Annotated in this window: 23 protein-coding genes; 19 read left to right on the top strand and 4 right to left on the bottom strand. The window is 46.5% G+C overall.

All coding sequences use genetic code 11. The features are described from left to right. The first annotated feature begins 2 nt into the window (after window positions 1-2). The 12 genes from CXL14_RS16105 (at window position 3) to sipT (ending at window position 11,097) form a co-directional block, all read left to right on the top strand. Window positions 3-1,295: a molybdopterin molybdotransferase MoeA gene (locus CXL14_RS16105; RefSeq protein ID WP_014417621.1), complete on the top strand. Its 1,293-nt coding sequence runs from the start codon at window positions 3-5 to the stop codon at window positions 1,293-1,295. Further along, a complete protein-coding gene (gene mobB, locus CXL14_RS16100) occupies window positions 1,256-1,777 on the top strand; it encodes a molybdopterin-guanine dinucleotide biosynthesis protein B (RefSeq protein ID WP_032863763.1) in 522 nt (173 codons plus the stop codon). The genes CXL14_RS16105 and mobB overlap by 40 nt, the downstream gene beginning before the upstream one ends. Beyond that, a complete protein-coding gene (locus CXL14_RS16095; RefSeq protein WP_007611116.1) occupies window positions 1,778-2,248 on the top strand; it encodes a molybdenum cofactor biosynthesis protein MoaE in 471 nt (156 codons plus the stop codon). Then, window positions 2,245-2,478: a molybdopterin converting factor subunit 1 gene (moaD, locus tag CXL14_RS16090; RefSeq protein ID WP_014417623.1), complete on the top strand. Its 234-nt coding sequence runs from the start codon at window positions 2,245-2,247 to the stop codon at window positions 2,476-2,478. The genes CXL14_RS16095 and moaD overlap by 4 nt, the downstream gene beginning before the upstream one ends. Before the next feature lie 323 nt (window positions 2,479-2,801). Beyond that, the gene (locus tag CXL14_RS16085) at window positions 2,802-3,500 is read left to right on the top strand and encodes a YknW family membrane protein (RefSeq protein WP_014417624.1); all 699 of its coding nucleotides are present in this window, start codon (window positions 2,802-2,804) and stop codon (window positions 3,498-3,500) included. Window position 3,501: 1 nt separating this feature from the next. Next, window positions 3,502-4,638, top strand: coding sequence for an efflux RND transporter periplasmic adaptor subunit (locus CXL14_RS16080; RefSeq protein WP_012117453.1), 1,137 nt, complete (start codon window positions 3,502-3,504; stop codon window positions 4,636-4,638). Then, the gene (locus CXL14_RS16075; RefSeq protein WP_014417625.1) at window positions 4,639-5,331 is read left to right on the top strand and encodes an ABC transporter ATP-binding protein; all 693 of its coding nucleotides are present in this window, start codon (window positions 4,639-4,641) and stop codon (window positions 5,329-5,331) included. It begins immediately after the preceding gene. Further along, window positions 5,328-6,521, top strand: coding sequence for an ABC transporter permease (locus CXL14_RS16070; protein WP_014417626.1), 1,194 nt, complete (start codon window positions 5,328-5,330; stop codon window positions 6,519-6,521). The genes CXL14_RS16075 and CXL14_RS16070 overlap by 4 nt, the downstream gene beginning before the upstream one ends. A 281-nt stretch (window positions 6,522-6,802) precedes the next feature. Next, window positions 6,803-7,558 (top strand): DeoR/GlpR family DNA-binding transcription regulator, encoded by a 756-nt coding sequence (locus CXL14_RS16065; RefSeq protein ID WP_014417627.1) that lies wholly within the window; start codon window positions 6,803-6,805, stop codon window positions 7,556-7,558. Further along, window positions 7,555-8,466 (top strand): 1-phosphofructokinase, encoded by a 912-nt coding sequence (pfkB, locus tag CXL14_RS16060; RefSeq protein WP_014417628.1) that lies wholly within the window; start codon window positions 7,555-7,557, stop codon window positions 8,464-8,466. The genes CXL14_RS16065 and pfkB overlap by 4 nt, the downstream gene beginning before the upstream one ends. Before the next feature lie 14 nt (window positions 8,467-8,480). After that, the gene (locus CXL14_RS16055; protein ID WP_014417629.1) at window positions 8,481-10,385 is read left to right on the top strand and encodes a PTS fructose transporter subunit IIABC; all 1,905 of its coding nucleotides are present in this window, start codon (window positions 8,481-8,483) and stop codon (window positions 10,383-10,385) included. A gap of 130 nt (window positions 10,386-10,515) precedes the next feature. Beyond that, window positions 10,516-11,097, top strand: a complete 582-nt coding sequence (gene sipT, locus CXL14_RS16050) for a signal peptidase I sipT (RefSeq protein ID WP_003154568.1) — start codon at window positions 10,516-10,518, stop codon at window positions 11,095-11,097. Between the two features lie 37 nt (window positions 11,098-11,134). Here the strand turns inward: sipT and CXL14_RS16045 are convergent, their stop codons facing one another. Beyond that, window positions 11,135-11,404 carry a hypothetical protein gene (locus CXL14_RS16045; protein ID WP_021493749.1) on the bottom strand — a complete coding sequence of 90 codons (270 nt, stop codon included), beginning with the start codon at window positions 11,402-11,404 and terminating at the stop codon, window positions 11,135-11,137. Between the two features lie 162 nt (window positions 11,405-11,566). On the opposite strand from CXL14_RS16045, the gene CXL14_RS16040 reads away from it, so the two are divergent. Both CXL14_RS16040 and CXL14_RS16035 read left to right on the top strand, forming a co-directional pair. Beyond that, window positions 11,567-13,186 (top strand): ABC-F family ATP-binding cassette domain-containing protein, encoded by a 1,620-nt coding sequence (locus CXL14_RS16040; protein WP_007409642.1) that lies wholly within the window; start codon window positions 11,567-11,569, stop codon window positions 13,184-13,186. Window positions 13,187-13,298: 112 nt separating this feature from the next. Next, window positions 13,299-14,207, top strand: coding sequence for a ketopantoate reductase family protein (locus CXL14_RS16035; RefSeq protein WP_014417631.1), 909 nt, complete (start codon window positions 13,299-13,301; stop codon window positions 14,205-14,207). Window positions 14,208-14,237: 30 nt separating this feature from the next. On the opposite strand, the gene CXL14_RS16030 is transcribed toward CXL14_RS16035, so the two are convergent. The 3 genes from CXL14_RS16030 to mreBH all read right to left on the bottom strand — a co-directional run bounded on the left by CXL14_RS16030 (window position 14,238) and on the right by mreBH (window position 16,784). Continuing rightward, on the bottom strand, window positions 14,238-15,470 hold the full coding sequence (locus CXL14_RS16030; RefSeq protein ID WP_007409644.1) for an aminopeptidase: 1,233 nt from the start codon (window positions 15,468-15,470) through the stop codon (window positions 14,238-14,240). Window positions 15,471-15,570: 100 nt separating this feature from the next. Next, window positions 15,571-15,705: a protein YkpC gene (locus CXL14_RS16025; RefSeq protein WP_003154559.1), complete on the bottom strand. Its 135-nt coding sequence runs from the start codon at window positions 15,703-15,705 to the stop codon at window positions 15,571-15,573. A 71-nt stretch (window positions 15,706-15,776) separates the two neighbouring features. Continuing rightward, on the bottom strand, window positions 15,777-16,784 hold the full coding sequence (gene mreBH, locus CXL14_RS16020; protein WP_014417632.1) for a cell shape-determining protein MreBH: 1,008 nt from the start codon (window positions 16,782-16,784) through the stop codon (window positions 15,777-15,779). 270 nt (window positions 16,785-17,054) lie between these two features. On the opposite strand from mreBH, the gene CXL14_RS16010 reads away from it, so the two are divergent. The 5 genes from CXL14_RS16010 (at window position 17,055) to ade (ending at window position 22,233) form a co-directional block, all read left to right on the top strand. Further along, a complete protein-coding gene (locus tag CXL14_RS16010) occupies window positions 17,055-17,339 on the top strand; it encodes a transcriptional regulator AbhA (RefSeq protein WP_014417633.1) in 285 nt (94 codons plus the stop codon). Window positions 17,340-17,511: 172 nt separating this feature from the next. Then, window positions 17,512-18,816, top strand: a complete 1,305-nt coding sequence (locus CXL14_RS16005; protein WP_014417634.1) for an ATP-binding protein — start codon at window positions 17,512-17,514, stop codon at window positions 18,814-18,816. A 1-nt stretch (window position 18,817) separates the two neighbouring features. Further along, a complete protein-coding gene (locus tag CXL14_RS16000) occupies window positions 18,818-19,645 on the top strand; it encodes a gamma-glutamylcyclotransferase family protein (protein WP_014417635.1) in 828 nt (275 codons plus the stop codon). A 40-nt stretch (window positions 19,646-19,685) separates the two neighbouring features. Beyond that, entirely contained in the window at window positions 19,686-20,351 is a 666-nt protein-coding gene (ktrC, locus tag CXL14_RS15995; protein WP_003154554.1) for a Ktr system potassium transporter KtrC, read from the top strand. 148 nt (window positions 20,352-20,499) lie between these two features. Further along, window positions 20,500-22,233, top strand: a complete 1,734-nt coding sequence (gene ade / locus CXL14_RS15990; RefSeq protein ID WP_053285007.1) for an adenine deaminase — start codon at window positions 20,500-20,502, stop codon at window positions 22,231-22,233. Window positions 22,234-22,237 lie beyond the last annotated feature (4 nt).

The raw sequence follows: 22,237 nt of genomic DNA, 5'->3' as shown, positions 1-22,237 counted from the left end.
CTATGCTTGAAAAAAGAACGCCGATTCAGGTGGACGAAGCAGTCCGCCGGGTGAGCCGGTATAAAAAACAGGGGGATACCGAATGGGTGGCGCTTGAGGACAGTCTCCACCGCTATTTGGCGGAGGATGTTAAGGCGGATCATGATGTGCCGGCCTTTAACCGTTCCCCGTATGACGGGTTTGCCATCAGGGCGAGCGATTCAAAAACGGCTTCCCGTGACAATGCCGTCACCTTTGAAGTCATTGACCATATCGGAGCCGGCGCCGTGTCAGAAAAAGAACTCGGGCCTTATGAAGCGGTCCGCATTATGACGGGGGCGCAGATTCCAAAAGGCGCGGATGCCGTAGTGATGCTTGAACTGACAAAAACGTTTTCTGAAAACGGGACGAATTACATGTCAGTGAAACGCCCTTTTCATGCGGGTGATAATATTTCATATCAAGGAGAAGATGCGAAAAAGGGCAGCTCGCTATTAAAAAAAGGGACGAAAATCACGCCGGGCGTAACCGCTCTTTTAGCAACCTTCGGCTATGCTTCCGTTCCCGTGGTCAGAAAGCCGGTTGTCGGCATTATCGCAACGGGAACCGAGCTTCTTCATGTCAGCGATCCGCTTGAGCCGGGGAAAATCCGCAACAGCAACGCTGCCATGGTGTATGCCCAGGTCATTGAAGCGGGCGCGGTACCGCTGAACTTAGGGAAAATTTCCGATGATTTTGATGACAGCTATGCTGCGGTGAAGGAAGCTATGAAAAAAGTTGATTTTCTGATCACGACCGGCGGCGTGTCAGTCGGCGATTTTGATTTTCTTCCAGACATTTATAATAAGCTCGGAGCGGAAGTTCTTTTTAACAAAGTGGCAATGCGCCCGGGGAGCGTGACAACTGTCGCCCGGGCCGATGACATGCTGCTGTTCGGCCTTTCAGGCAATCCGTCCGCATGTTATGTCGGATTCACCCTGTTTGTCAAACCGATGATTCAGACGTGGCTTCTGAATGAAAAACCTCATTCCGGATGGGCGGAAGCCGTGTTAACAAACGACTTTCCGAAACCGAATCCGTTTACGAGATTTGTGAGAGCATTTGTTTATCATAAGGACGGAAAGATGATGGCGTCACCGGTCGGTCTCGACAAATCAAGCTCAGTCACATCTCTAGCCGAAGCAAACGCGTTTATCCTTCTGCCGGGAGGAACGAGGGGGTATGAAGCGGGACGGACGGTTCACGTGCTCCTCATCCGTGATGAGAATGGAAGTGAATGGCCGTGGTCAATTCTTTCCCGATCGTCCAGATCGTAGGTTTTCAAAACAGCGGTAAAACAACGTTTATTGAACGTGTGCTGAAAGCGGCGCCGAAAGAGTGCGATATTGGATGTTTAAAACATCACGGACATGGCGGAGAACCGGAACCTTTTTCTGACGGAAAAGACTCGGAGCGTTTTTCAAAAGCCGGAGCCGCGGTTACGGCAGTAGAAGGGGACGGCGTCCTGCAGCTTACGGCGCGAAAAAAATGGGATCTGGCGGGTTTGATCAGTCTGTATGAATGTCTGGGAATTGACGGTCTTCTTATAGAGGGATTTAAACATGCGCCGCATCCGAAAATCATTATGATCAAAGACAGCGAAGATTGGCAAAAGCTGAAGCATTTGGAGCGCGTGATCGCGGTTATCAGCAGAAATACGGAGCATATGCCGGCAGATGCAGGCATGCCCGTATTCCATGCGGACGATCCGGCTGCCATTATGTTTGTGCTTTCGCAGCTGAAAGGGGAATCAGCATAAATGGAACGTTTTCAAATTACAAGGGAACCTATCATTGCGGAAAATATCGTAAAAAAAGTTGAAAAGCGTGAAGCCGGCGCCATCACAACGTTTATCGGCACGGTCAGAGAGTGGACTGCCGGGCGGCGGACGGTGCGGCTCGAATATGAAGCGTATGAACCGATGGCTGTTCAAATGCTTTCTCAAATCGGCGATGAAATCAGTGCGAAATGGGAAGGAGCCGAAGCTGCAATCACTCACCGTGTCGGCGTCCTTGATATCGGAGAAGCAGCGGTCGTAATCGCCGTGTCTTCACCGCACAGAAAGGCGGCATATGAGGCGAATGAATATGCAATTGAACGGATAAAACAGATTGTGCCGATATGGAAAAAAGAAATCTGGGAAGACGGCGAAGAATGGATAGGCGATCAGCTGGAAACAACGCCCTATCCGAACGGAAAACCGGATTTGGATAAAGGGGAATCGCGATGATTAAAGTATTATTGTTTGCCGGGCTTGCGGAGCAGGCGGGAACACCGGTCATTGAACTTGAAGAAAAAGAGACGGCGGCGTCTGCTGTAAAAACACTGTTAAAGGAACGGTACGGACTTCAGACGATTGACAATGCCATGATCGCAATCAATGAAACATATGTAAAAGACAACAGCATCGTAACAGAAGGTGATACCATTGCCTTTATCCCTCCTGTAAGCGGAGGGTGAAAAAAGAGCCGGATGAGCATCATTGCCATCCGGCTTTTTTGTATATAGGAGCTGAATTCCAGAGAATATCTAAATGGGATTTAAAGGAATTTGTGATTGAGACGGTTTTGATTAGATGAATAGGCTGAAGACAGTGCCTTCACAAGGCTTTGAGCCTCCCGTCATACCGGTCTGACAATACTTTTTTTTACATAATTATGGAACGTAAAGCTGAGAATTTGTGTTACAATTTAGCATAAATACGCAAACGGCAAAAAAATTGAAACTTCTCTCAGCCTAAAGCGTACGTATAAACAGAATAATACATAGGAGGCATCAGCAATATGGAACCAAACCTGGAAAAAAGCAATACGGCAGTAACGGAAAAGCCGTCAATTTTCGGCGTCATTACAAGTCCTGTTGTGCAGTTTAAAAGATTAAAAGAAAAGCCGGTCATCGGCATTCCTCTCCTGATTGTCATCATTCTCATCGCGGCCGGCAGTATTTTGCGCGGACTGGGGATGAATTATGAAGAAGTGCTGAACAGCACATCTCTTGACGGATTGTCGGATGATCAGATTGAAATGACCAAAACCATTGCTAAATTCGGCTCGATGTTCGGAGGAATCTTCGGGGGCATTATCGCTCTGTTTATCGTTCCGCTCATTTACTGGCTGTGCGTCAAAATTTCAGGCGGCGTGACAACTTATAAAAAAATGCTCTCACTCAGCCTGTTCACGGCATTTATTACCAATATCGGCTTAGTCATTAACGGTCTTGTCACTTATTTTACCGGAGCGGGCTCCCTGCACGCCGTTACATCTTTGGCGAGTATCATACCGGCCGGAGACGGCGTTGCGGTCTTTTTAAGCGCGTTCGACATTTTCAGCATCTGGAGCTATATTCTGCTCGCTTTGGGACTTCGCTATACAGGCGGCATTTCGAAAAAAGCGGCCTGGACTTCCGCGATTGTCCTGTTTGTTATTATGCTTTTGGTTTCGGCAGTCGGAGGACTGTTAAGTTCAGTGACAGCAGGTGTATAACATGAAAAAAATTTGGATCGGAATCGGCATCGCCGTAATTGTTGCAGTATTCATCGGTATCAATATTTATAAGTCTGCCGCTCCCGCGGGCGGCAGCGCCGGGAAAAAAATCGAAACCGGAACCATGGAAAACAGAGAAATCTCCTCTACGGTTATGGTTCCGGGAACACTTAAATTCTCTAAAGAACAGTATGTTTTTTATGAAGCGGATAAAGGAACTCTTGATAAAGTGAAAGTAAAAGAAGGCGACAAAGTAAAAAAAGGGTCGTCGTTAGTCACGTATACAAATGAGCAGCTCAATCTTGATAAAGAACAAAATGAGTTGACAGAACAATCAAAACGGATGCAAATCGAACAAGTTGAAGAAAAACTCAGAGCATTAAACAGCAAGGAACAAGATCTGGCAAAACAAGTTGGAGAAGCGGAAGCCAAAAAACAAATTGAATCCGAACGGACTGATCTGCAGCTTCAGCAAAAAACGGCGGAAATCGAATTAAAGCAATCTGATTTGCAAAAGCAGTCTCTTGAAAATCAAGTGGCGAATCTCAATGTTAAGAGTGAGATGGACGGGACGGTAATCTCGGTAAATCAAGAAGCGGCTTCTAAAAAATCGGATATTCAAGAACCGGTTATACATATAGGAGACCCGGAACACCTGATCGTTGCCGGCAATTTGTCCGAATACGACACGCTGAAAGTGAAAAAGGGACAAAGCGTTACGATTACCTCAGACGCCATTCCAGGTAAAACGTGGAAAGGGAGAGTGGCGGCTGTCGGACTCGTTCCTGATCAAAAGTCAAGCGCTGCTTCGGGGGAAAGCACGGAACAGGCTGTGCAGTATCCGTTTCAGGTTAAGCTGATCGGAAACCTTCCGGAGGGCAAGCCGGGGTTTAAATTAATTATGAACATTGAAACCGACAAACGGAAAGCCGATACGCTGCCGTCCTCCGCGGTCAAAAAAGACGGAGATGAGCACTGGGTCTTTACGGTAAAAGACGGGAAGGCCAAACGCGTGAAAGTTAAAGTCGGCGATACCGCAAATCAGCTTACGGAGATAAAAGAGGGGCTTTCAAAGGATGATAAAGTCATTCTGAATCCGGCTGACGGTTTGACTGACGGAACGGATGTGAAAGCATAGATGATTCAGCTTTCAAAGGTGAAAAAAAGCTATCAGATCGGCAAGGAGACGTTTGATGTTCTCCGTTCAATCGACCTGACGATTGAAGAAGGAGAATATGTGTCAATTATGGGACCGTCGGGATCGGGGAAATCTACGATCATGAATATCATCGGCTGTCTGGACAGACCGACGTCCGGCAGTTACAGGCTTGCGGGCGAAGATGTTTCTTCATGCACCGAAAAAGAGCTTGCGGCGGTCCGGAACAAATCAATCGGATTTGTCTTTCAGCAATTTCAGCTGCTGCCGCGATTGAATGCAAGAAAAAATGTCGAACTCCCCATGATCTACGCCGGTATCGGCAAAAAAGAGCGTGAGGAACGGGCTGAGCATGCGCTGGAAAAAGTCGGTTTGGCGGATCGGATGCGTCACATGCCGAATGAGCTGTCAGGCGGCCAGAAGCAGCGTGTCGCGATTGCAAGAGCCATCGTGAACGAACCGAAGCTCATTTTAGCTGATGAACCGACCGGCGCGCTGGATACGAAAACAAGCATTTCCATTATGGAGCAGTTCACAGAGCTTAATGCAGAGGGCGTGACCGTGGTGCTTGTGACTCATGAGCCTGAAGTGGCGGACTGTACAAACAGAGTGGTTTTCGTCCGTGACGGCATGATCGTTTCCCGCGATGCTGAGCAGAGGAGAGTGGGGGAATGAGCCTGTTAGAAAATCTCCGGATGGCCCTCAGTTCCGTAAGAGCTCACAAGCTGAGATCGATCCTGACAATGCTCGGAATCATTATCGGCGTCGGTTCAGTAATCGTGGTTGTGGCTGTCGGCCAGGGCGGAGAGCAAATGCTGAAGCAATCCATCAGCGGGCCGGGCAATACGATTGAATTGTTTTACCTTCCGAGTGATGAAGAATTAACAGCCAATCCGAACGCCTTACAGGAAGCGAGTTTTACAGAAGAAGATATTAATGGATTAAAAGGAGTGGACGGCGTAAAGCAGGTTGTCGCTTCCGCGGTAAAATCCATGACGGCCCGTTACCATGAAGAAGACACGGATATTACGCTGAACGGCATTAACAGCGGCTACATGGACGTAAAAAAGCTGGACGTTCAAGATGGACGGACATTTACGGACAATGATTTTCTTTCCGGGAAAAGAGCGGGAATCATCTCGAAAAAAATGGCTGAAAAGCTGTTCGGGAAAACGTCTCCGCTCGGAAAAATCGTCTGGGCCGGCGGACAGCCCGTTGAAGTAATCGGCGTACTGAAAGAAGAGAGCGGTTTTTTATCGTTAGGACTCAGTGAAATGTATGTGCCGTTCAACATGCTGAAAACGTCTTTCGGTACTAACGACTACAGTAACGTTTCCGTTCAGACGGAGTCCGCTGATCAAATCAAAACAACAGGAAAAGAAGCGGCCCGTCTCTTAAATGACAATCACGGTACAAAAGAGGCCTATCAAGTCATGAATATGGAAGAAATCGCGGCGGGAATCGGTCAGGTCACGACCGTCATGACGACGATCATCGGTTCGATCGCCGGTATTTCTCTCATTGTCGGCGGGATCGGGGTCATGAATATTATGCTCGTATCAGTGACGGAACGGACAAGAGAAATCGGCATCCGCAAATCGCTCGGTGCCACGAGAGGACAGATTCTGACACAATTCTTAATTGAATCTGTTGTGCTTACATTAATCGGCGGCTTAATCGGAATCGGTCTCGGCTACGGGGGAGCATCACTCGTTTCTCTTATCGCAGGCTGGCCGTCGCTCGTTTCCTGGCAGGTGGTTTGTATCGGCGTACTGTTCAGTATGCTGATCGGTGTCATTTTCGGCATGCTGCCCGCCAACAAAGCATCACGCTTAGATCCGATTGAAGCATTAAGGTATGAATAACCTGCGCCCCATGCAGTCTGCATGGGGTTTTTTGTGTTTTAATGATTGAATGAATATAATAGACTTTTTTCATTTATGATAAAAAGAAAATGTCATACAATTGTCCCCCTTTTTGTCGAATTTACAGTTTACAAACCCTATGTACATACGTTAATATGAACAAATGTGAAAGATTTTGATAGTTATTGAATGAATTTGAGTGATTTTAGTTGCTTGAAGTAAAAAAAGCGTTTACAATTATCTTGCAGCCGAAATGAATACGTTTTCAAAGGAGGCGGAATATGCTCACTCCTGAAAGGTATCAGCTGATTATGGATCAGATTGAAAAGCGAGATGTGGTGAAGATTCAAGAGCTGATAAGCATGACAAACGCTTCTGAATCAACGATCAGAAGAGATTTATCAACACTTGAAGAGCGCGGGTTTTTAAAGCGCGTTCACGGCGGGGCGTCTAAACTTTCCAACAGCAGGCAAGAACCCGATATGCTTGAAAAATCCTCCAAAAACCTTCAAGATAAACTGAAGATCGCAGAAGAAGCGGCATCTTTATTAGAAGAAGGTGACTGTATTTACCTCGATGCGGGAACAACTACATTGCACATGATTGATTTTATAGATCATACAAAGGACATTGTGGTTGTCACAAACGGAGTTATGCATATCGACGCTTTAATAAGGAAAGGGATTCCTTTTTATCTTCTCGGAGGATATGTGAAGCATAGAACAGGTGCGATGATCGGCGGCGCCTCATTAACGGCGGTCAGCCAGTACCGTTTTGACAAAAGCTTTCTCGGGGTGAACGGCGTGCACATTGAAGCCGGCTTTACAACACCCGATCCGGATGAGGCTCTTCTGAAGACAAAGGCTGTGAGACAGGCGAAAAATGCGTATGTTTTAGCCGATCCTTCTAAATTCGGCGAGATTTCTTTCGCAGCGTTCGCCGCCTTGGGCGATGCCGCTATCATTACCACTGAAGCTGAAGAACTTGCATTCGATAATTACCAAGAAAAAACTGTCGTAAAGGTAGTGAAACCATGATTTACACTGTAACCCTCAATCCGTCTGTTGACTATATCGTTCACGTTGAAGATTTTGCCGTAGGCGGTTTAAACCGTTCCAGCTATGACACGAAGTATCCCGGCGGAAAAGGCATCAACGTTTCGAGATTACTGAAAAGACACCATGTGCCGTCAAAAGCATTGGGGTTTGTCGGCGGATTTACCGGAAATTATATCACGTCATTTTTGCAGCAGGAAGGTCTGGAAACGGCTTTTTCTGAGGTAGATGAAGACACGCGTATAAATGTAAAACTGAAAACGGGCGATGAAACGGAAATTAACGGACAGGGCCCGACGATTTCAGATGAAGTGTTCAATGCCTTTTTAGAACAGTTCTCCGCTCTGGAAGAGGGAGACATCATCGTTTTAGCGGGAAGCATTCCTTCTTCCCTGCCGCATAACACGTATGAAAAAATTGCTGAGGCATGCAGAAAGCAGAATGCCCGGGTAGTGGTGGACATCTCCGGTGAAGCGCTGATGAAAGCGACAGAAATGAAACCGTTTTTGATGAAGCCGAATCATCATGAGCTTGGGGAAATGTTCAATACGGTCATTGATTCAGCCGAAGCTGCCGTTCCTTACGGTAAAAAATTAATTGAACAAGGCGCTGAACACGCGATTGTTTCGATGGCTGGCGACGGTGCGCTTTTATTTACGAAAGAGGCGGTTTTCCTCGCCAATGTTCCTAAAGGAAAGCTTGTCAATTCGGTAGGCGCGGGTGATTCCGTCGTCGCGGGATTCCTTGCGGGAATTTCAAAACAGCTGCCTTTGGAAGATGCGTTCCGTTTAGGAGTTGCTTCCGGAAGCGCGACGGCATTTTCTGAAGAACTCGGAACTGAAGAGTTTGTACAGCAGCTTCTTCCTGAAGTTAAAGTCACACGTCTATAGAGGAGGAAAGAAAAGTGAAGATAACTGAGCTGTTAACAAGAGATACAATTCATCTCAATATAGAAAGCAAAGAGAAAGAAAACGTTATCGATGAAATGGTGACAGTGCTTGACAAAGCCGGCAGATTAAATGACAGAGAGGCTTACAAAGCAGCCATTTTAAATCGTGAAAGCCAAAGCTCGACGGGAATCGGCGAAGGCATTGCCATTCCTCATGCGAAGACGGCGAGCGTCATTAACCCGGCCATCGCATTCGGCCGTTCAAAAGATGGTGTGGATTATGAATCATTAGACGGTCAGCCGGCACACCTGGTCTTTATGATTGCGGCAACCGAAGGAGCGAATAATACGCACCTTGAGGCATTATCAAGACTTTCAACGCTTCTTATGCGTGAGGAAATCCGCAAACAGCTTCTTGAAGCTGAATCAGAAGACGCGATCATTGACATCATCAATCAGCATGACAAAGATGACGATGAGGAAGAAGAAGAGCAGGAAGAACAGGCAGCGCCGTCAGGAAAAGGCAAAATCCTTGCCGTTACGGCATGTCCGACAGGTATCGCCCATACGTTCATGGCAGCTGACGCACTGAAGGAAAAAGCGAAAGAGCTCGGCGTTGACATTAAAGTCGAGACAAACGGCTCAAGCGGTATCAAACATAAGCTGACGGCTCAAGAAATTGAAGACGCGCCTGCGATCATCGTGGCGGCTGATAAACAGGTTGAAATGGAGCGCTTTAAAGGCAAACATGTTCTTCAAGTACCTGTAACAGCTGGTATCAGACGTCCTCAGGAACTGATTGAAAAAGCCGTTAACCAAGATGCGCCGATTTACGAGGGCAGCGGCGGCGGATCTTCCGCTTCAAATGAAGACGGCCCGAAACAGAAATCAGGCACAAGTATCGGAAGCACTTTCTATAAACACTTAATGAGCGGTGTCAGCAACATGCTGCCATTTGTCGTCGGCGGCGGAATTCTCGTTGCGATCTCATTCTTCTGGGGAATTCATTCAGCTGATCCGAAAGACCCGACATACAACACGTTTGCCGCAGCGCTGAACTTTATCGGCAGCGATAATGCGTTAAAACTGATCGTTGCCGTTCTTGCCGGATTCATCGCAATGAGTATTGCGGACCGTCCGGGATTTGCGCCGGGTATGGTCGGCGGATTTATGGCTACGCAGGCGAATGCCGGATTCTTGGGCGGACTGATTGCCGGATTCTTAGCCGGTTATGTCGTAATCCTGCTGAAAAAGCTGTTTGTCTTTATCCCTCAATCTCTTGACGGATTAAAACCTGTATTGATTTATCCGCTGCTCGGTATTTTTATCACAGGAGTTCTGATGCAATTTGTCATTAACACACCTGTAGCAGCGTTCATGAATTTCTTAACAAATTGGCTTGAAAGCCTTGGAACTGGAAACCTTGTTTTAATGGGGATTATTTTAGGCGGTATGATGGCTATCGACATGGGCGGCCCGCTCAATAAAGCGGCGTTCACTTTCGGAATTGCGATGATCGATGCCGGAAACTATGCGCCGCATGCGGCCATCATGGCGGGCGGAATGGCTCCGCCGCTTGGAATCGCACTGGCGACAACATTCTTTAAACACAAATTCTCTAAACGTGACCGTGAAGCCGGTATTACGTGCTACTTCATGGGAGCAGCTTTCGTTACAGAAGGCGCCATCCCGTTTGCAGCGGCTGATCCGCTTCGCGTCATCCCTGCAGCCGTTGTCGGTTCTGCGGTAGCTGGCGGGTTGACAGAGTTTTTCCGTGTAACGCTTCCTGCACCGCACGGAGGAATATTCGTTGCATTCATTACGAACCATCCGCTGCTTTATTTAATGAGCATCGTGATCGGAGCGATTGTAACGGCTGTTATCTTGGGAATCGTCAAAAAACCGGTTGTAGAGAAATAAGCAAAAAGCGTCCTTTACGGGCGCTTTTTTCAATCATGTACGCATAGAAGCGTTATGTATTTTGTGATGAGTTATGATAAAGTAAAGATGGTGCATGAACTGAAACAGTGATCGTCTAGGAGGAACCACGTTGACTGAAGAACAAAAACCTACTTCTGAAAAATCGGTAAAAAGAAAATCCAACACGTATTGGGAATGGGGAAAGGCCATCATTATAGCGGTCGCACTTGCGCTGTTAATCCGCCATTTCCTGTTCGAACCGTACTTAGTGGAAGGATCATCAATGTACCCGACATTACATGACGGTGAAAGGCTGTTTGTCAACAAAAGCGTCAATTATATCGGAGAAATCGAGCGGGGGGACATCGTCATTATTAACGGCGATACATCGAAAGTCCATTATGTAAAGCGTCTCATCGGAAAACCGGGAGAAACGGTGGAAATGAAAAATGACACGCTTTATATAAACGGCAAAAAAATCGCAGAACCGTACCTCGCGAGCAATAAAAAAGAAGCGAAAAAACTGGGAGTCAACCTGACGGGAGATTTCGGCCCCGTAAAGGTTCCGAAAGGCAAATACTTCGTCATGGGCGACAATCGGCTGAACTCAATGGACAGCCGGAACGGACTCGGTTTAATTGCCGAAAACCGGATCGTCGGCACCTCGAAGTTTGTGTTCTTCCCATTTCATGATATGCGTCAGACAAAATAAAAACGCCGCGCTGCCCGATTTGGACAGCAGGCGTTTTTTATTTGGCAAACGAGGCGGCGACGGCGATGAACAATACCGTGGCCAGCACTGATCCGACAATGGCCAGAACGCTGAAAAAAAGGTTCACCTGCTTCTTCTCTTTGCCGCGTTTTTCAAGCATCCGTTTTGAAAAGAGATGCGAAAACGTATAAATGAGGGCGATTCCCACGTACAAGCCGATGTCACGGGCCGTAAAGCCTGTGACGGCCAGAAAAACCCCGGTGAAGAAAATCATAAGACAGTATTCTGTGAGTGTTAAAAGCTTCAACTTGTTCCTCCGTGATGAATATGTATATATATCTATTGTATCACAGCGCTCCGGGTTTGACGCCTGCATCTTTTCAAACCCGTATATTCGCAGGGAAACATTTCTCTTCCCCTTTATTCATGGTATACTTTTAATGATGATAGACACGATGGAGGATTCTAAATGATTGCTGTAAATAATGTGAGCTTGCGTTTTGCGGATCGCAAGTTATTTGAAGATGTCAATATTAAATTTACGCCGGGCAACTGCTACGGATTAATAGGCGCAAACGGTGCCGGAAAATCAACATTTTTGAAAATTTTATCCGGTGAGCTGGAGCCGCAGACCGGCGATGTCCATATGAGCCCGGGTGAACGTCTTGCCATTCTGAAGCAGAACCACTTTGAATATGAAGACTTCGAAGTGCTGAAAGTCGTCATTATGGGACATAAACGTTTATACGAAGTTATGCAGGAAAAAGACGCGATTTATATGAAGCCTGATTTTTCAGATGAAGACGGCATCCGCGCCGCTGAGCTTGAAGGAGAGTTTGCGGAATTAAACGGATGGGAAGCTGAAAGTGAAGCCGCTATTTTGTTAAAGGGCCTGGGCATCTCTGAAGACCTGCATACGAAGAAAATGGCGGACTTAGGCGGTTCAGAAAAGGTGAAAGTGCTTTTGGCACAGGCGCTGTTCGGCAAGCCGGACGTTCTGCTGCTTGATGAACCGACCAACCACTTGGATCTGAAAGCGATTCAGTGGCTGGAAGAGTTTTTAATCAACTTTGAGAACACAGTCATCGTCGTATCCCATGACCGTCACTTTTTAAATAAAGTGTGCACGCACATCGCCGATCTTGATTTTAATAAAATTCAAGTGTACGTCGGCAACTATGATTTCTGGTATGAATCCAGCCAGCTTGCTTTAAAGCTTTCTCAGGAAGCCAACAAGAAAAAAGAAGAGCAGATTAAACAGCTTCAGGAATTCGTGGCCAGATTCAGCGCCAACGCTTCTAAATCAAAGCAGGCGACATCAAGAAAGAAACTCCTTGATAAAATCACGCTTGATGATATCAAACCGTCATCACGCCGTTATCCTTATGTCAATTTCACGCCGGAACGCGAGATCGGAAATGACGTGCTGCGGGTTGAAGGCTTAACAAAAACGATTGACGGGGTAAAAGTGCTTGATAACGTCAGCTTTATTATGAACAGAGAAGATAAAATCGCTTTTACGGGCCGCAACGAACTTGCCGTTACGACATTGTTTAAAATCATTTCCGGGGAAATGGAAGCTGACAGCGGCACATTTAAATGGGGCGTGACCACTTCTCAGGCGTACTTCCCTAAAGACAACAGCGAGTATTTTGACGGCAGCGATGCGAACCTTGTTGACTGGCTCCGCCAATACTCGCCGCATGACCAAAGTGAAAGCTTTCTGCGCGGTTTCTTAGGACGCATGCTGTTCTCAGGAGAAGAAGTCAACAAAAAATCAAACGTTCTTTCCGGAGGAGAAAAAGTGCGCTGCATGCTTTCAAAAGCGATGCTTTCCGGCGCGAATATCTTAATTCTGGATGAACCGACAAACCACTTAGATTTGGAATCCATTACGGCGCTTAACAACGGCTTAATCAGCTTTAAAGGCGCTATGCTGTTTTCATCTCATGACCATCAGTTTGTACAGACAATTGCCAACCGCATCATTGAATTAACGCCTAAAGGCATTGTTGACAAACAAATGTCTTATGACGAATTTCTTGAAAACGCGGATGTACAGAAAAAGCTTGAAGAGCTATACGCGTAATAAAGAAGCAGGGGAGACTCTGCTTCTTTATTTATGAAAAAAGTTTTCAATCTTCTGACTTCCCGTTACAATAAATGAATACATAACTTGAAAAGATACGGAGGAATGCATCATGAAGTTTTTAATTGTCGGAGCTGGAGGAGTGGGCGGATATATCGGCGCGCGTCTTGCAGAAAAGGGAAATGACGTTACGTTTCTCGTCCGCAAGAAACGGGCGGAACAATTACAAGAAACGGGTTTGATCGTCAAAAGTGCAAAAGGTGATGTTTCAATCAAGCCGAAATTAATGATGGCGGGCGAAGAAGGAGCATTTGACGCCGTTATTATCGCTTCAAAAGCGTATTCTTTGCAGGACGTTATTCGGGATGTCAAACCGTTTGTCAAACCTTCGTCGGTCATTATTCCTTTTTTAAACGGATACAGGCACTATAACCAGCTGTTTGAAGCTTTTTCAAAACGGCAGGTGCTGGGCGGCCTCTGCTTTATTGAGAGCGCCCTTAACGACAAAGGGGACATTCTTCATACGAGCGCTGGCCACCGCTTTGTTTTCGGTGAATGGAACGGGGAACGCACAGAACGTATGAACGAGCTGGAAAACGCATTTGCAGGTGTGAAAGCGGATGTCATCATCAGCCGGGATATTGAAAAGGACATTTGGAAAAAATATATGTTTATTGCCGCGCAGGCGGGAGTGACCACTCTGTTTCAACAGCCGGTCGGACCGATTTTAGAAACAGAAGGCGGCCTCAACACGGCAAAGCGCCTCTTTGCTGAAATCGGAGCCATTTTCAAGGCTGCCGGCATCCCGAAAGATCCTGGTCTGGAAGAAGAGAGTTATCGCACATTGACAAGCATGTCTTACCATATGAAATCGTCGATGCTGAGAGATATGGAAAAGGGCAGGGTGACGGAAGGTGATCATTTACACGGATTTTTGCTTGAGAAAGCGAAAGGCTTGTCAGTTGATACACCTGTTTTGGAAACCGTCTGCGCCAACTTGCAAATGTATGAAGCGAAATAAAAAAAGGAGGCCTGATCGCCTCCTTTTTTATTAAAATGCCCAGTTTCCGTTTCTGAAGATCGGTTCTCTTTTGCCGTCCGCCGTAATGCCGTCGATATTCATATCTTTGGAACCGACCATAAAATCTACGTGTGTAATGCTTTCATTTAAGCCCTCTTTGACAAGCTCTTCCCGTGTCATTTGTTTACCGCCCTCAATATTAAAGGCATACGCACTGCCGATCGCCAAGTGGTTAGAGGCGTTTTCATCGTACAGTGTGTTGTAAAATAAAATATTTGATTGTGAAATCGGTGAATCGTACGGCACTAAGGCCACTTCTCCGAGATAGTGTGAGCCTTCATCGGTTTCGACGATGCCTTTTAAAATCTCCTCGCCTTTTTCAGCTTTCACATCGACAATGCGGCCGTTTTCAAAGGTAAGAGTGAAGTTATCAATAATGTTGCCGCCGTAGCTCAGCGGTTTCGTGCTGGAAACCGTGCCGTTCACCCCGTCACGCTGCGGAAGGGTGAAAACCTCTTCTGTCGGCATGTTGGCCATGAATTCGTGCCCGCTCTCATTCACGCTTCCCGCGCCTGCCCATACATGTTTTTTCGGCAGTTCAATGGTTAAGTCTGTTCCTTCAGCCTGATAATGCAGGGCGCTGTAATGTTTTTTGTTCAGGTGTTCCACTTTTTCATGAAGATTTTGATCATGTTTTTTCCATGCTTCCACAGGGTTTTCTTCATTTACGCGGGTCGTTTTGAAAATTTCTTCCCATAAAAGCTGAACGGCTGTTTCTTCCGGCTGATCCGGGAACACTTTTTTCGCCCAGCCTGTTGAAGCCGCTCCGATCACCGTCCAGCTGACCTTATCTGATTGAATATATTGTCTGTATGTATGCAATGCTTTTCCGGCGGCTTTTTGGAACGCTGCAATCCGTTTGCCGTCAGTGCCTTTTAACAGGTCGGGGTCGGATGAGACGACAGAAATAAACGCAGCCCCTTTTTTCGCGAGCTCTTCTTTGCCTTTTGCTTCCCATTCAGGATACTCTTCAAACGCTTCAAACGGTGCCATCTCGTATTTTAATCTGGACAGTTCATCGTCCTGCCAATTTACGGTGACGTTTTTTGCGCCTTTTTCATAAGAATGTTTGGCAAGCAGTCTGACAAGTTCCCTAACATCAGTTGAGGCATTGATTACGACATGCTGTCCTTTTTGGACATTGACGCCGACTTCTACCGCCAGCTGAGCATATGTATGTAACTTTTCAGTAAACGAACTCATCGTTCATTCCTCCTCATCGGTTTTTCTCATCATATCAAATATCGCCTCATAAAGGAAAGAAAGGAGCACAAACGAAAAAGACACAGCTTTTGCTGCGTCTTTACGGGTGATTCAGTTTTACGGCGCCGCCGGCCGGAGAATGGGGCATATTGGCCAGTGAAATGCTCATACCCCCCAAAATAATTCCGCTTAAAATGACGGCTACTGCTACGCGTCTTCCCACATCTCTAAGCATATGCTTCCTCCTTAATGTTTCTCCAGTTCTCACAATATGAGCCGGCCGGAGAAAAAAGAAGCACAATCTTATTATTTAATCGCTTTTTGCAGCTTGTCGATGACGTCTAATGAACGCCCCGTGCCGATAGCCACTGATTCAAGCGGATTTGCCGCCAAATGAACGGGAACGACGATTTCTTCTGTCAGCCATTCTTTCATCCCGTTTAAAAGGGAGCCTCCGCCGGTTAACACGACGCCGCGGTCAACGATATCGCCGCTGAGCTCCGGCGGACAATCTTCAAGTGTCGCTCTGATCGCTTCAAGAATATGCAGGAGCGACTCACGCATCGCGTGCTGAATTTCATTAGACTGCAGTCTGATTGTCTTCGGCAGACCGGTTACAAGGTCACGGCCGCGGATTTCCATCGTTTCCGGCACATGTTCAATCAATGCAAAACCGATTTCCATTTTCACTTGTTCTGCCGTACGTTCCCCGATCAGCAGGTTGTATTTTTTTCTGACGAACGAGGCGATATCTTCATCAAGCTGGTCGCCGCCGATTCTGATCGAATGGCAGGATACGACGCCCCCGAATGAGATGATGGCGACTTCAGTCGTACCGCCGCCGATATCTACGACGACGTTTGCGACCGGCTCGTCAACAGGGAGGTCGGCCCCGATTGCAGCGGCTACGGGTTCTTCAATCAAGTGAACGTTTTTCGCTCCGCAGTTTTTGACAGCGTCACTGATGGCGCGGCGTTCAACGGCTGTTGAGCCTGAAGGCGTGCAGACGACGACATTCGGTTTGCGGAAAGTCATTCCGATTTTTTTTCCGGCTTTTTTCATAATGTGTTTTAATAAGTCAGTTGTCATATCATAATCAGCAATGACACCGTCTTTCATCGGCCGTACGGCGACGATTTTCCCCGGCGTCTTTCCGATCATGCTTTTGGCATCCGTTCCGATGGCAAGCACCGCTTTCGTTGTTGTATCTACAGCGACAACGGAAGGTTCGTTTAAAATAATTCCTTTATTTTTACTGTAAACAAGTATATTAGCGGTTCCTAAGTCGATTCCGATCTCAGTTGATTGAAACATGTTTTCACCCAATCCCTATCCTGATTTAATTGATTCTACATTTAAAGTTTCTGAGAAAAACCACGATTTTTGGGGGTTTCCGCCGGGAATGAAATGTTTTTGTAAAAAAGGAGGGAAAGTCTGTATCCCATATTTCAAAAGGATTTTCTTCTGTAAAAAAACATTCAGTTCCGGATGCTGAGAAACTTTTGCTCCGTTCCTTTCGTCTACGTTTATGAAGGATTTTCCTTGGACATAAAGAAGAGACATTAAAGGAAGTAGGGGATTTCTATGAAATCAATTGGTGTAGTAAGAAAAGTAGACGAACTCGGGCGTATTGTCATGCCGATTGAATTGAGAAGAGCATTGGATATCGCTATTAAAGATAGTATTGAATTTTTCGTTGACGGAGACAAAATTGTCTTAAAAAAATACAAGCCGCACGGCATTTGCTTAATGACGGGGGAAATTACCTCCGAAAATCAGGAGTACGGCAACGGCAAAATTATTTTAAGTCCTGAAGGAGCGAAAATGCTGCTTGAGGAAATCGAGGAAGCGTTAAAAGGTAGATCATAATCGGCAAAAAGGGCGGAGCATCATTCCGTCCTTTTATTATGAACTTGTGCAAAAACTCACGGGAAAAGTAAGCGAACCTGCTCAATTAATTGGGAATAGTTATCATTTTTTAGTCAATAATGCAGTCAACAATGTTACAATATATGTAGAAATGCTAGCGGCAGGTGGGACTATGGGAAAATATCAAGCGCGTATCATTTCCTTAATCTTGGCAATGATTTTTATTATGTTTTGGGATTATTTATTTTATATGATTGAACGGAATCCGATTAACTGGCCAGTTGACATCACCTTTACCGCCGTCACATTAATCGGCGTCTGGCTGCTGGCTTATTATGTGGATAATAAAAAGCAGCTGCTGGCGGAGCTGAAGGACAGCGAGCAGAAAGCAAAGGCGCTTTCAGATGAGAAAAACCGGATCATGGACAATCTGCAGGAAATCGTTTTTCAGACGGATGCACAAGGGAATATTACATATTTGAATCAGGCCTGGACGGCGATTACGGGCCACTCCATCAGCGAATGTATGGGCACGATGTATAATGATTATTTTATAAAAGAAAAACATATCATTGATTATATTATCTCCCAAATCAAGCAGCAGTCCCCGTCAGGAATGTTTACGGCCAAATATATTAAAAGAGACGGCTCGATCTTTTGGGGAGAAGTCCATTATAAGCTGTATTATGACCGCAGACAGAAATTTGTCGGAAGCCTGGGGACGATGTCTGATATCAGTGAACGGAAAAAAGCGGTCGACGAGCTTCTGGAGACGAACGAACGCCTTGCCATGCAATCTCAAAAGCTGGCCATTGCCGGGGAGCTTGCGGCAGGAATCGCCCATGAAGTAAGAAATCCTTTAACGTCAGTCAGCGGCTTTCTCCAGCTGATGAAAGCCCAGTATCCGGAAAGAACGGATTATTTTGATATTATTTTTTCGGAGATTAAAAGGATTGATCTCGTGCTGGGGGAGCTGCTTCTGCTCGCCAAGCCGCAGACCGTGACGTTTACCGCTCATCATCTCAACCATATTTTAAGGCAGGTGGCGACGCTTCTTGACACGAACGCGGTGCTGTCGAACACTGTGATTGAGAAGGATTTCAGGCAGACTGAGTCCTGTATGGTCAACGGTGACGAAAACCAGTTGAAACAGGTATTTATCAATATTATTAAAAATGCGATTGAAGCGATGCCTGACGGCGGGAATATTCATATTTATACAAAACGGGATGAAGAATACGCGGTGATCAGCATACAGGATGAAGGGAACGGCATGTCGAAAGAAAAGCTTGAAAACATCGGGAAACCGTTTTTCTCAACAAAAGATCAGGGAACGGGTCTCGGTCTTCCGATTTGTTTACGAATTCTGAAGGAGCATAATGGTAAACTTAACATTAAGAGCAAAAATGGAGAAGGCAGTACGTTTCAGGTGATTCTGCCGTTAGAAGCGGCTGCTGTCCAAAAGGAGGAAAAATAACTTGCTTCTTTTTGTATACGGTTTGTTACGGAAGCGTGAAGAAAACCATGAACTGCTGAAAGGCGCTCCGTGTGTGTGCGAGCAGGCCGCGATAAACGGCGTGCTGTACGAAACGGATAAAGGTCAGCCTGCGGCGTCTTTAGCAGAAACAGCTTTTGTGTACGGGGAATTGTATGAAACAGATCATCAGATGATCCGTAAGCTGGATGCGTATTATGCTGATTTTGATCGGAAAGAGGTTGCCGTGACGACGGATGCCGGGAATAAAACCGCCTTCGCATATGTCGTAAAGCCCGGCCAGTGTGCCTCATTCAGCCGTATCAAAAGCGGAGACTGGAAAGAATACCGTTTTATGAAACGGGAGGATGACAGTCCGGTTTATTATTTCGCTTACGGCTCCTGTATGGACAATGCCCGGTTTAAACAGGCGGGGGTCGACCACTTTTTTGCCGAGCCGGTCGGAGGGGCGGTTGTTGAAGGGTATTCGACGAGATTCACGTTAAGGCGTCCTGACGGTTCCAGAGCCGATCTTGTTGAAGACGGGGGACGAACTGAAGGCGTGCTGTACAAGCTCCCGTTTGAAGCGGCAACCTATCTGTACAAAAGAGAAGGTGTTGATAACCACACATACCGTCCAGCATTCATAGAAGTGTGTGCCGGCGGCCGTGTATACAGAGGCGTCCTGACGTTTCTCGTTCTTGATAAAGCTGAGGAAATTGCGCCTCCGGGTCACTATCAGGAAGAAATCGAACGCGGAGCGGACCTGTATTTATCGCCCGCCTTTTCAGAAAAGCTTAAACGCTATATGAACTCATTGCCGAAAATGTGATACTATTCCTATTAGAGATATTGTTTAAAGGAGTACTGTTATGAGAAAAGAGTTTGCCGTTATCGGTCTCGGACGCTTCGGCGGAAGTATTTGCAAAGCATTAAGTGAAGAAGGCCTTGAGGTCATGGCGATGGATATTGATGAAGATAAAGTAAATGAATACGCCAAAATCGCATCACACGCGGTCATCGGCGATTCAACCGATGAATCGGTGCTGAAAAACTTAGGGCTGCGCAACTTTGACCACGTCATTGTGGCAATCGGCGAAAATATACAGGCGAGCATTTTAACGACGCTGATCTTAAAGGAACTCGGCGTGAACACGATCACGGTTAAAGCGCAGAACGATTATCATGAGAAAGTGCTTGCGAAAATCGGGGCCGACCACATCGTCCACCCTGAACGTGACATGGCAAAACGCATCGCCCACAACATCGTATCAAATAATGTGCTTGATTATTTGGAGCTGTCCGACGAACACAGCATTGTGGAGATCGTGGCCAACAGCAGGCTTGCGGGCAACACACTGCTTGACCTGGACATCCGGGCGAAGTACGGCATTAATATCGTGGCCATCAAGAGAGAAAAAGAAGTGATCGTATCTCCGCTGGCGACTGAAATGATCCAAAAAGAAGATATTCTCATCGTTATCGGCTCTCTTACGGACATTTCCCGATTTGAAAAAAGAGTGCTTCATACAAAGTGAAAAGCCGTCCGTAAAAGGGCGGTCTTTTATTATGTCAGAATAGTAAGACATTTATCGTGTAAGCGGTATTTTCTGCGATTTTTATTGACTATGATCAAGCGATCCGATAGCATATTGTACCATATAAAGAAAAAGAGGAGGCCTCATTTTGAACAAAGAAACACTGGCTGAACGGCTGAATGCATCAGCCGGCAGACAAAAAGCCGATACCGTCATTAAAAACGGAAAAATCATGGATGTATTTAACCAGGAATGGATTTCTGCAGATATCGCCATTACGGACGGAGTGATCGTCGGGCTGGGCGAATATGAAGGGGAAGAAGTCATTGATGCAGAAGGCCAAATGATCGTTCCGGGCTTTATTGACGGACATGTTCATATCGAGTCCTCTATGGTTACTCCGATTGAATTTGCTAAAGCCGTCCTCCCACACGGAGTGACTACGGTCATTACTGATCCTCACGAAATTGCGAACGTTTCCGGAGCAAAAGGCATTTCATTTATGATAGAGCAGGCGAAAAAGGCGCCGCTGAACATCCGTTTCATGCTTCCTTCCTGTGTTCCCGCCGCTAGCTTTGAACGCTCAGGAGCCGTATTAAAAGCCGAGGATTTAAAGCCTTTTTATCAGGAGAAAGAGGTGCTCGGACTTGCGGAAGTAATGGATTATGTGTCTGTTGCGGAAGGTCAAGAGGATATGCTTCAGAAACTGCTTGATGCCAAGCGTCACGGAAAACGGATCGACGGGCATTTAGCCGGACTCTCTTCAGATATCATCAATATATATAGAACCGCAATGGTGTCAAATGATCATGAAGTGACGACAAAAGAAGAAGCGCTGGACAGAATCAGACGGGGGATGTATGTCATGCTGCGCGAAGGATCGGTGGCAAAAAATACGCTCAATGTGCTGCCGGCGGTGAATGAAAAAAACGCGCGGCGCTTTTTCTTTTGCACGGATGATAAGCATGTAGATGATCTGCTTTCAGAAGGAAGTGTGAACCACCAAGTCAAAATGGCGATAAAGGCGGGACTTGATCCATTCCTTGCGTATCAGCTCGCCAGCTTAAATGCGGCTGAGTGCTACGGTCTTGAAACAAAAGGGGCGGTAGCGCCGGGTTTTGACGCAGATCTGCTGTTCATTTCAGATGTACGGGAGGCTGCCGTCACGAAGACCATGGTCGCCGGCCGGACCGTTGCCGAGAACGGACGCACGGTTTATGAACAGTCTGCCGGTTCCTATTCGCCGGACCAGGCGCTGTTGGATACAGTGCGGCTGAAAGCGCCGCTGACTGAATCGGATTTTCATATACCGATTCAAGAGGGCAAGAAAATGAACGTAATCGAAATGATACCGAATCATTTGGAGACGAGAAAAAAAGAAGTGCCTGCACCGTCTGCTGACGCGTTTCGTCCTGATACAGAAAATGATTTATTAAAAATCGCCGTCGCAGAGCGGCACAGCGGCGAAAAAATGATAGGACTCGGGATTGTACAAGGGTTCGGGTTAAAAGAAGGCGCCATCGCCACAACCATTTCTCACGATTCCCATAATATCATCGCCGTCGGTACAAACGATGCCGATTTGGCAAAAGCAATCAACAGGCTCCGTGACACCGGAGGAGGATTAACAGCCGTGAAAAACGGAGAATTGCTTCATTCCGTTCCGCTTCCGATCGCCGGGCTTTTGTCTGATAAGTCGGCGGAATGGGTCAATGACAGCTTGGGCGTGCTTCATGAAAAGCTTTCTCTGCTCGGATTCACCGGTGATTTCAATCCGTTTCTCACATTATCGTTTTTAGCGCTTCCGGTGATTCCGGATATTAAAATGACGGCGGCCGGTCTGTTTGATGTCAAAGCCTTTCAGCATATTCCGCTGCAATAAAAAA

The sequence above is a fragment of the Bacillus sp. SJ-10 genome (assembly GCF_002843505.1).
In the GTDB taxonomy this organism is placed as follows: domain Bacteria; phylum Bacillota; class Bacilli; order Bacillales; family Bacillaceae; genus Bacillus; species Bacillus velezensis.
This window is presented reverse-complemented; position numbering and strand designations above follow the sequence as displayed.

Excerpts from the sequence above, each read along its gene's own strand:
- CXL14_RS16080 (WP_012117453.1), top strand. The coding sequence starts at position 3,502 with ATGAAAAAAATTTGGATCGGAATCGGCATCGCCGTAATTGTTGCAGTA.
- CXL14_RS16010 (WP_014417633.1), top strand. The coding sequence starts at position 17,055 with ATGAAATCAATTGGTGTAGTAAGAAAAGTAGACGAACTCGGGCGTATT.
- pfkB (WP_014417628.1), top strand. The coding sequence starts at position 7,555 with ATGATTTACACTGTAACCCTCAATCCGTCTGTTGACTATATCGTTCAC.
- ktrC (WP_003154554.1), top strand. The coding sequence starts at position 19,686 with ATGAGAAAAGAGTTTGCCGTTATCGGTCTCGGACGCTTCGGCGGAAGT.
- CXL14_RS16030 (WP_007409644.1), bottom strand. The coding sequence starts at position 15,470 with ATGAGTTCGTTTACTGAAAAGTTACATACATATGCTCAGCTGGCGGTA.
- CXL14_RS16005 (WP_014417634.1), top strand. The coding sequence starts at position 17,512 with ATGGGAAAATATCAAGCGCGTATCATTTCCTTAATCTTGGCAATGATT.
- CXL14_RS16095 (WP_007611116.1), top strand. The coding sequence starts at position 1,778 with ATGGAACGTTTTCAAATTACAAGGGAACCTATCATTGCGGAAAATATC.
- CXL14_RS16105 (WP_014417621.1), top strand. The coding sequence starts at position 3 with ATGCTTGAAAAAAGAACGCCGATTCAGGTGGACGAAGCAGTCCGCCGG.
- CXL14_RS16070 (WP_014417626.1), top strand. The coding sequence starts at position 5,328 with ATGAGCCTGTTAGAAAATCTCCGGATGGCCCTCAGTTCCGTAAGAGCT.
- CXL14_RS16065 (WP_014417627.1), top strand. The coding sequence starts at position 6,803 with ATGCTCACTCCTGAAAGGTATCAGCTGATTATGGATCAGATTGAAAAG.
- mobB (WP_032863763.1), top strand. The coding sequence starts at position 1,256 with ATGGCCGTGGTCAATTCTTTCCCGATCGTCCAGATCGTAGGTTTTCAA.
- CXL14_RS16075 (WP_014417625.1), top strand. The coding sequence starts at position 4,639 with ATGATTCAGCTTTCAAAGGTGAAAAAAAGCTATCAGATCGGCAAGGAG.
- CXL14_RS16025 (WP_003154559.1), bottom strand. The coding sequence starts at position 15,705 with ATGCTTAGAGATGTGGGAAGACGCGTAGCAGTAGCCGTCATTTTAAGC.
- CXL14_RS16035 (WP_014417631.1), top strand. The coding sequence starts at position 13,299 with ATGAAGTTTTTAATTGTCGGAGCTGGAGGAGTGGGCGGATATATCGGC.
- mreBH (WP_014417632.1), bottom strand. The coding sequence starts at position 16,784 with ATGTTTCAATCAACTGAGATCGGAATCGACTTAGGAACCGCTAATATA.
- CXL14_RS16085 (WP_014417624.1), top strand. The coding sequence starts at position 2,802 with ATGGAACCAAACCTGGAAAAAAGCAATACGGCAGTAACGGAAAAGCCG.
- CXL14_RS16040 (WP_007409642.1), top strand. The coding sequence starts at position 11,567 with ATGATTGCTGTAAATAATGTGAGCTTGCGTTTTGCGGATCGCAAGTTA.
- moaD (WP_014417623.1), top strand. The coding sequence starts at position 2,245 with ATGATTAAAGTATTATTGTTTGCCGGGCTTGCGGAGCAGGCGGGAACA.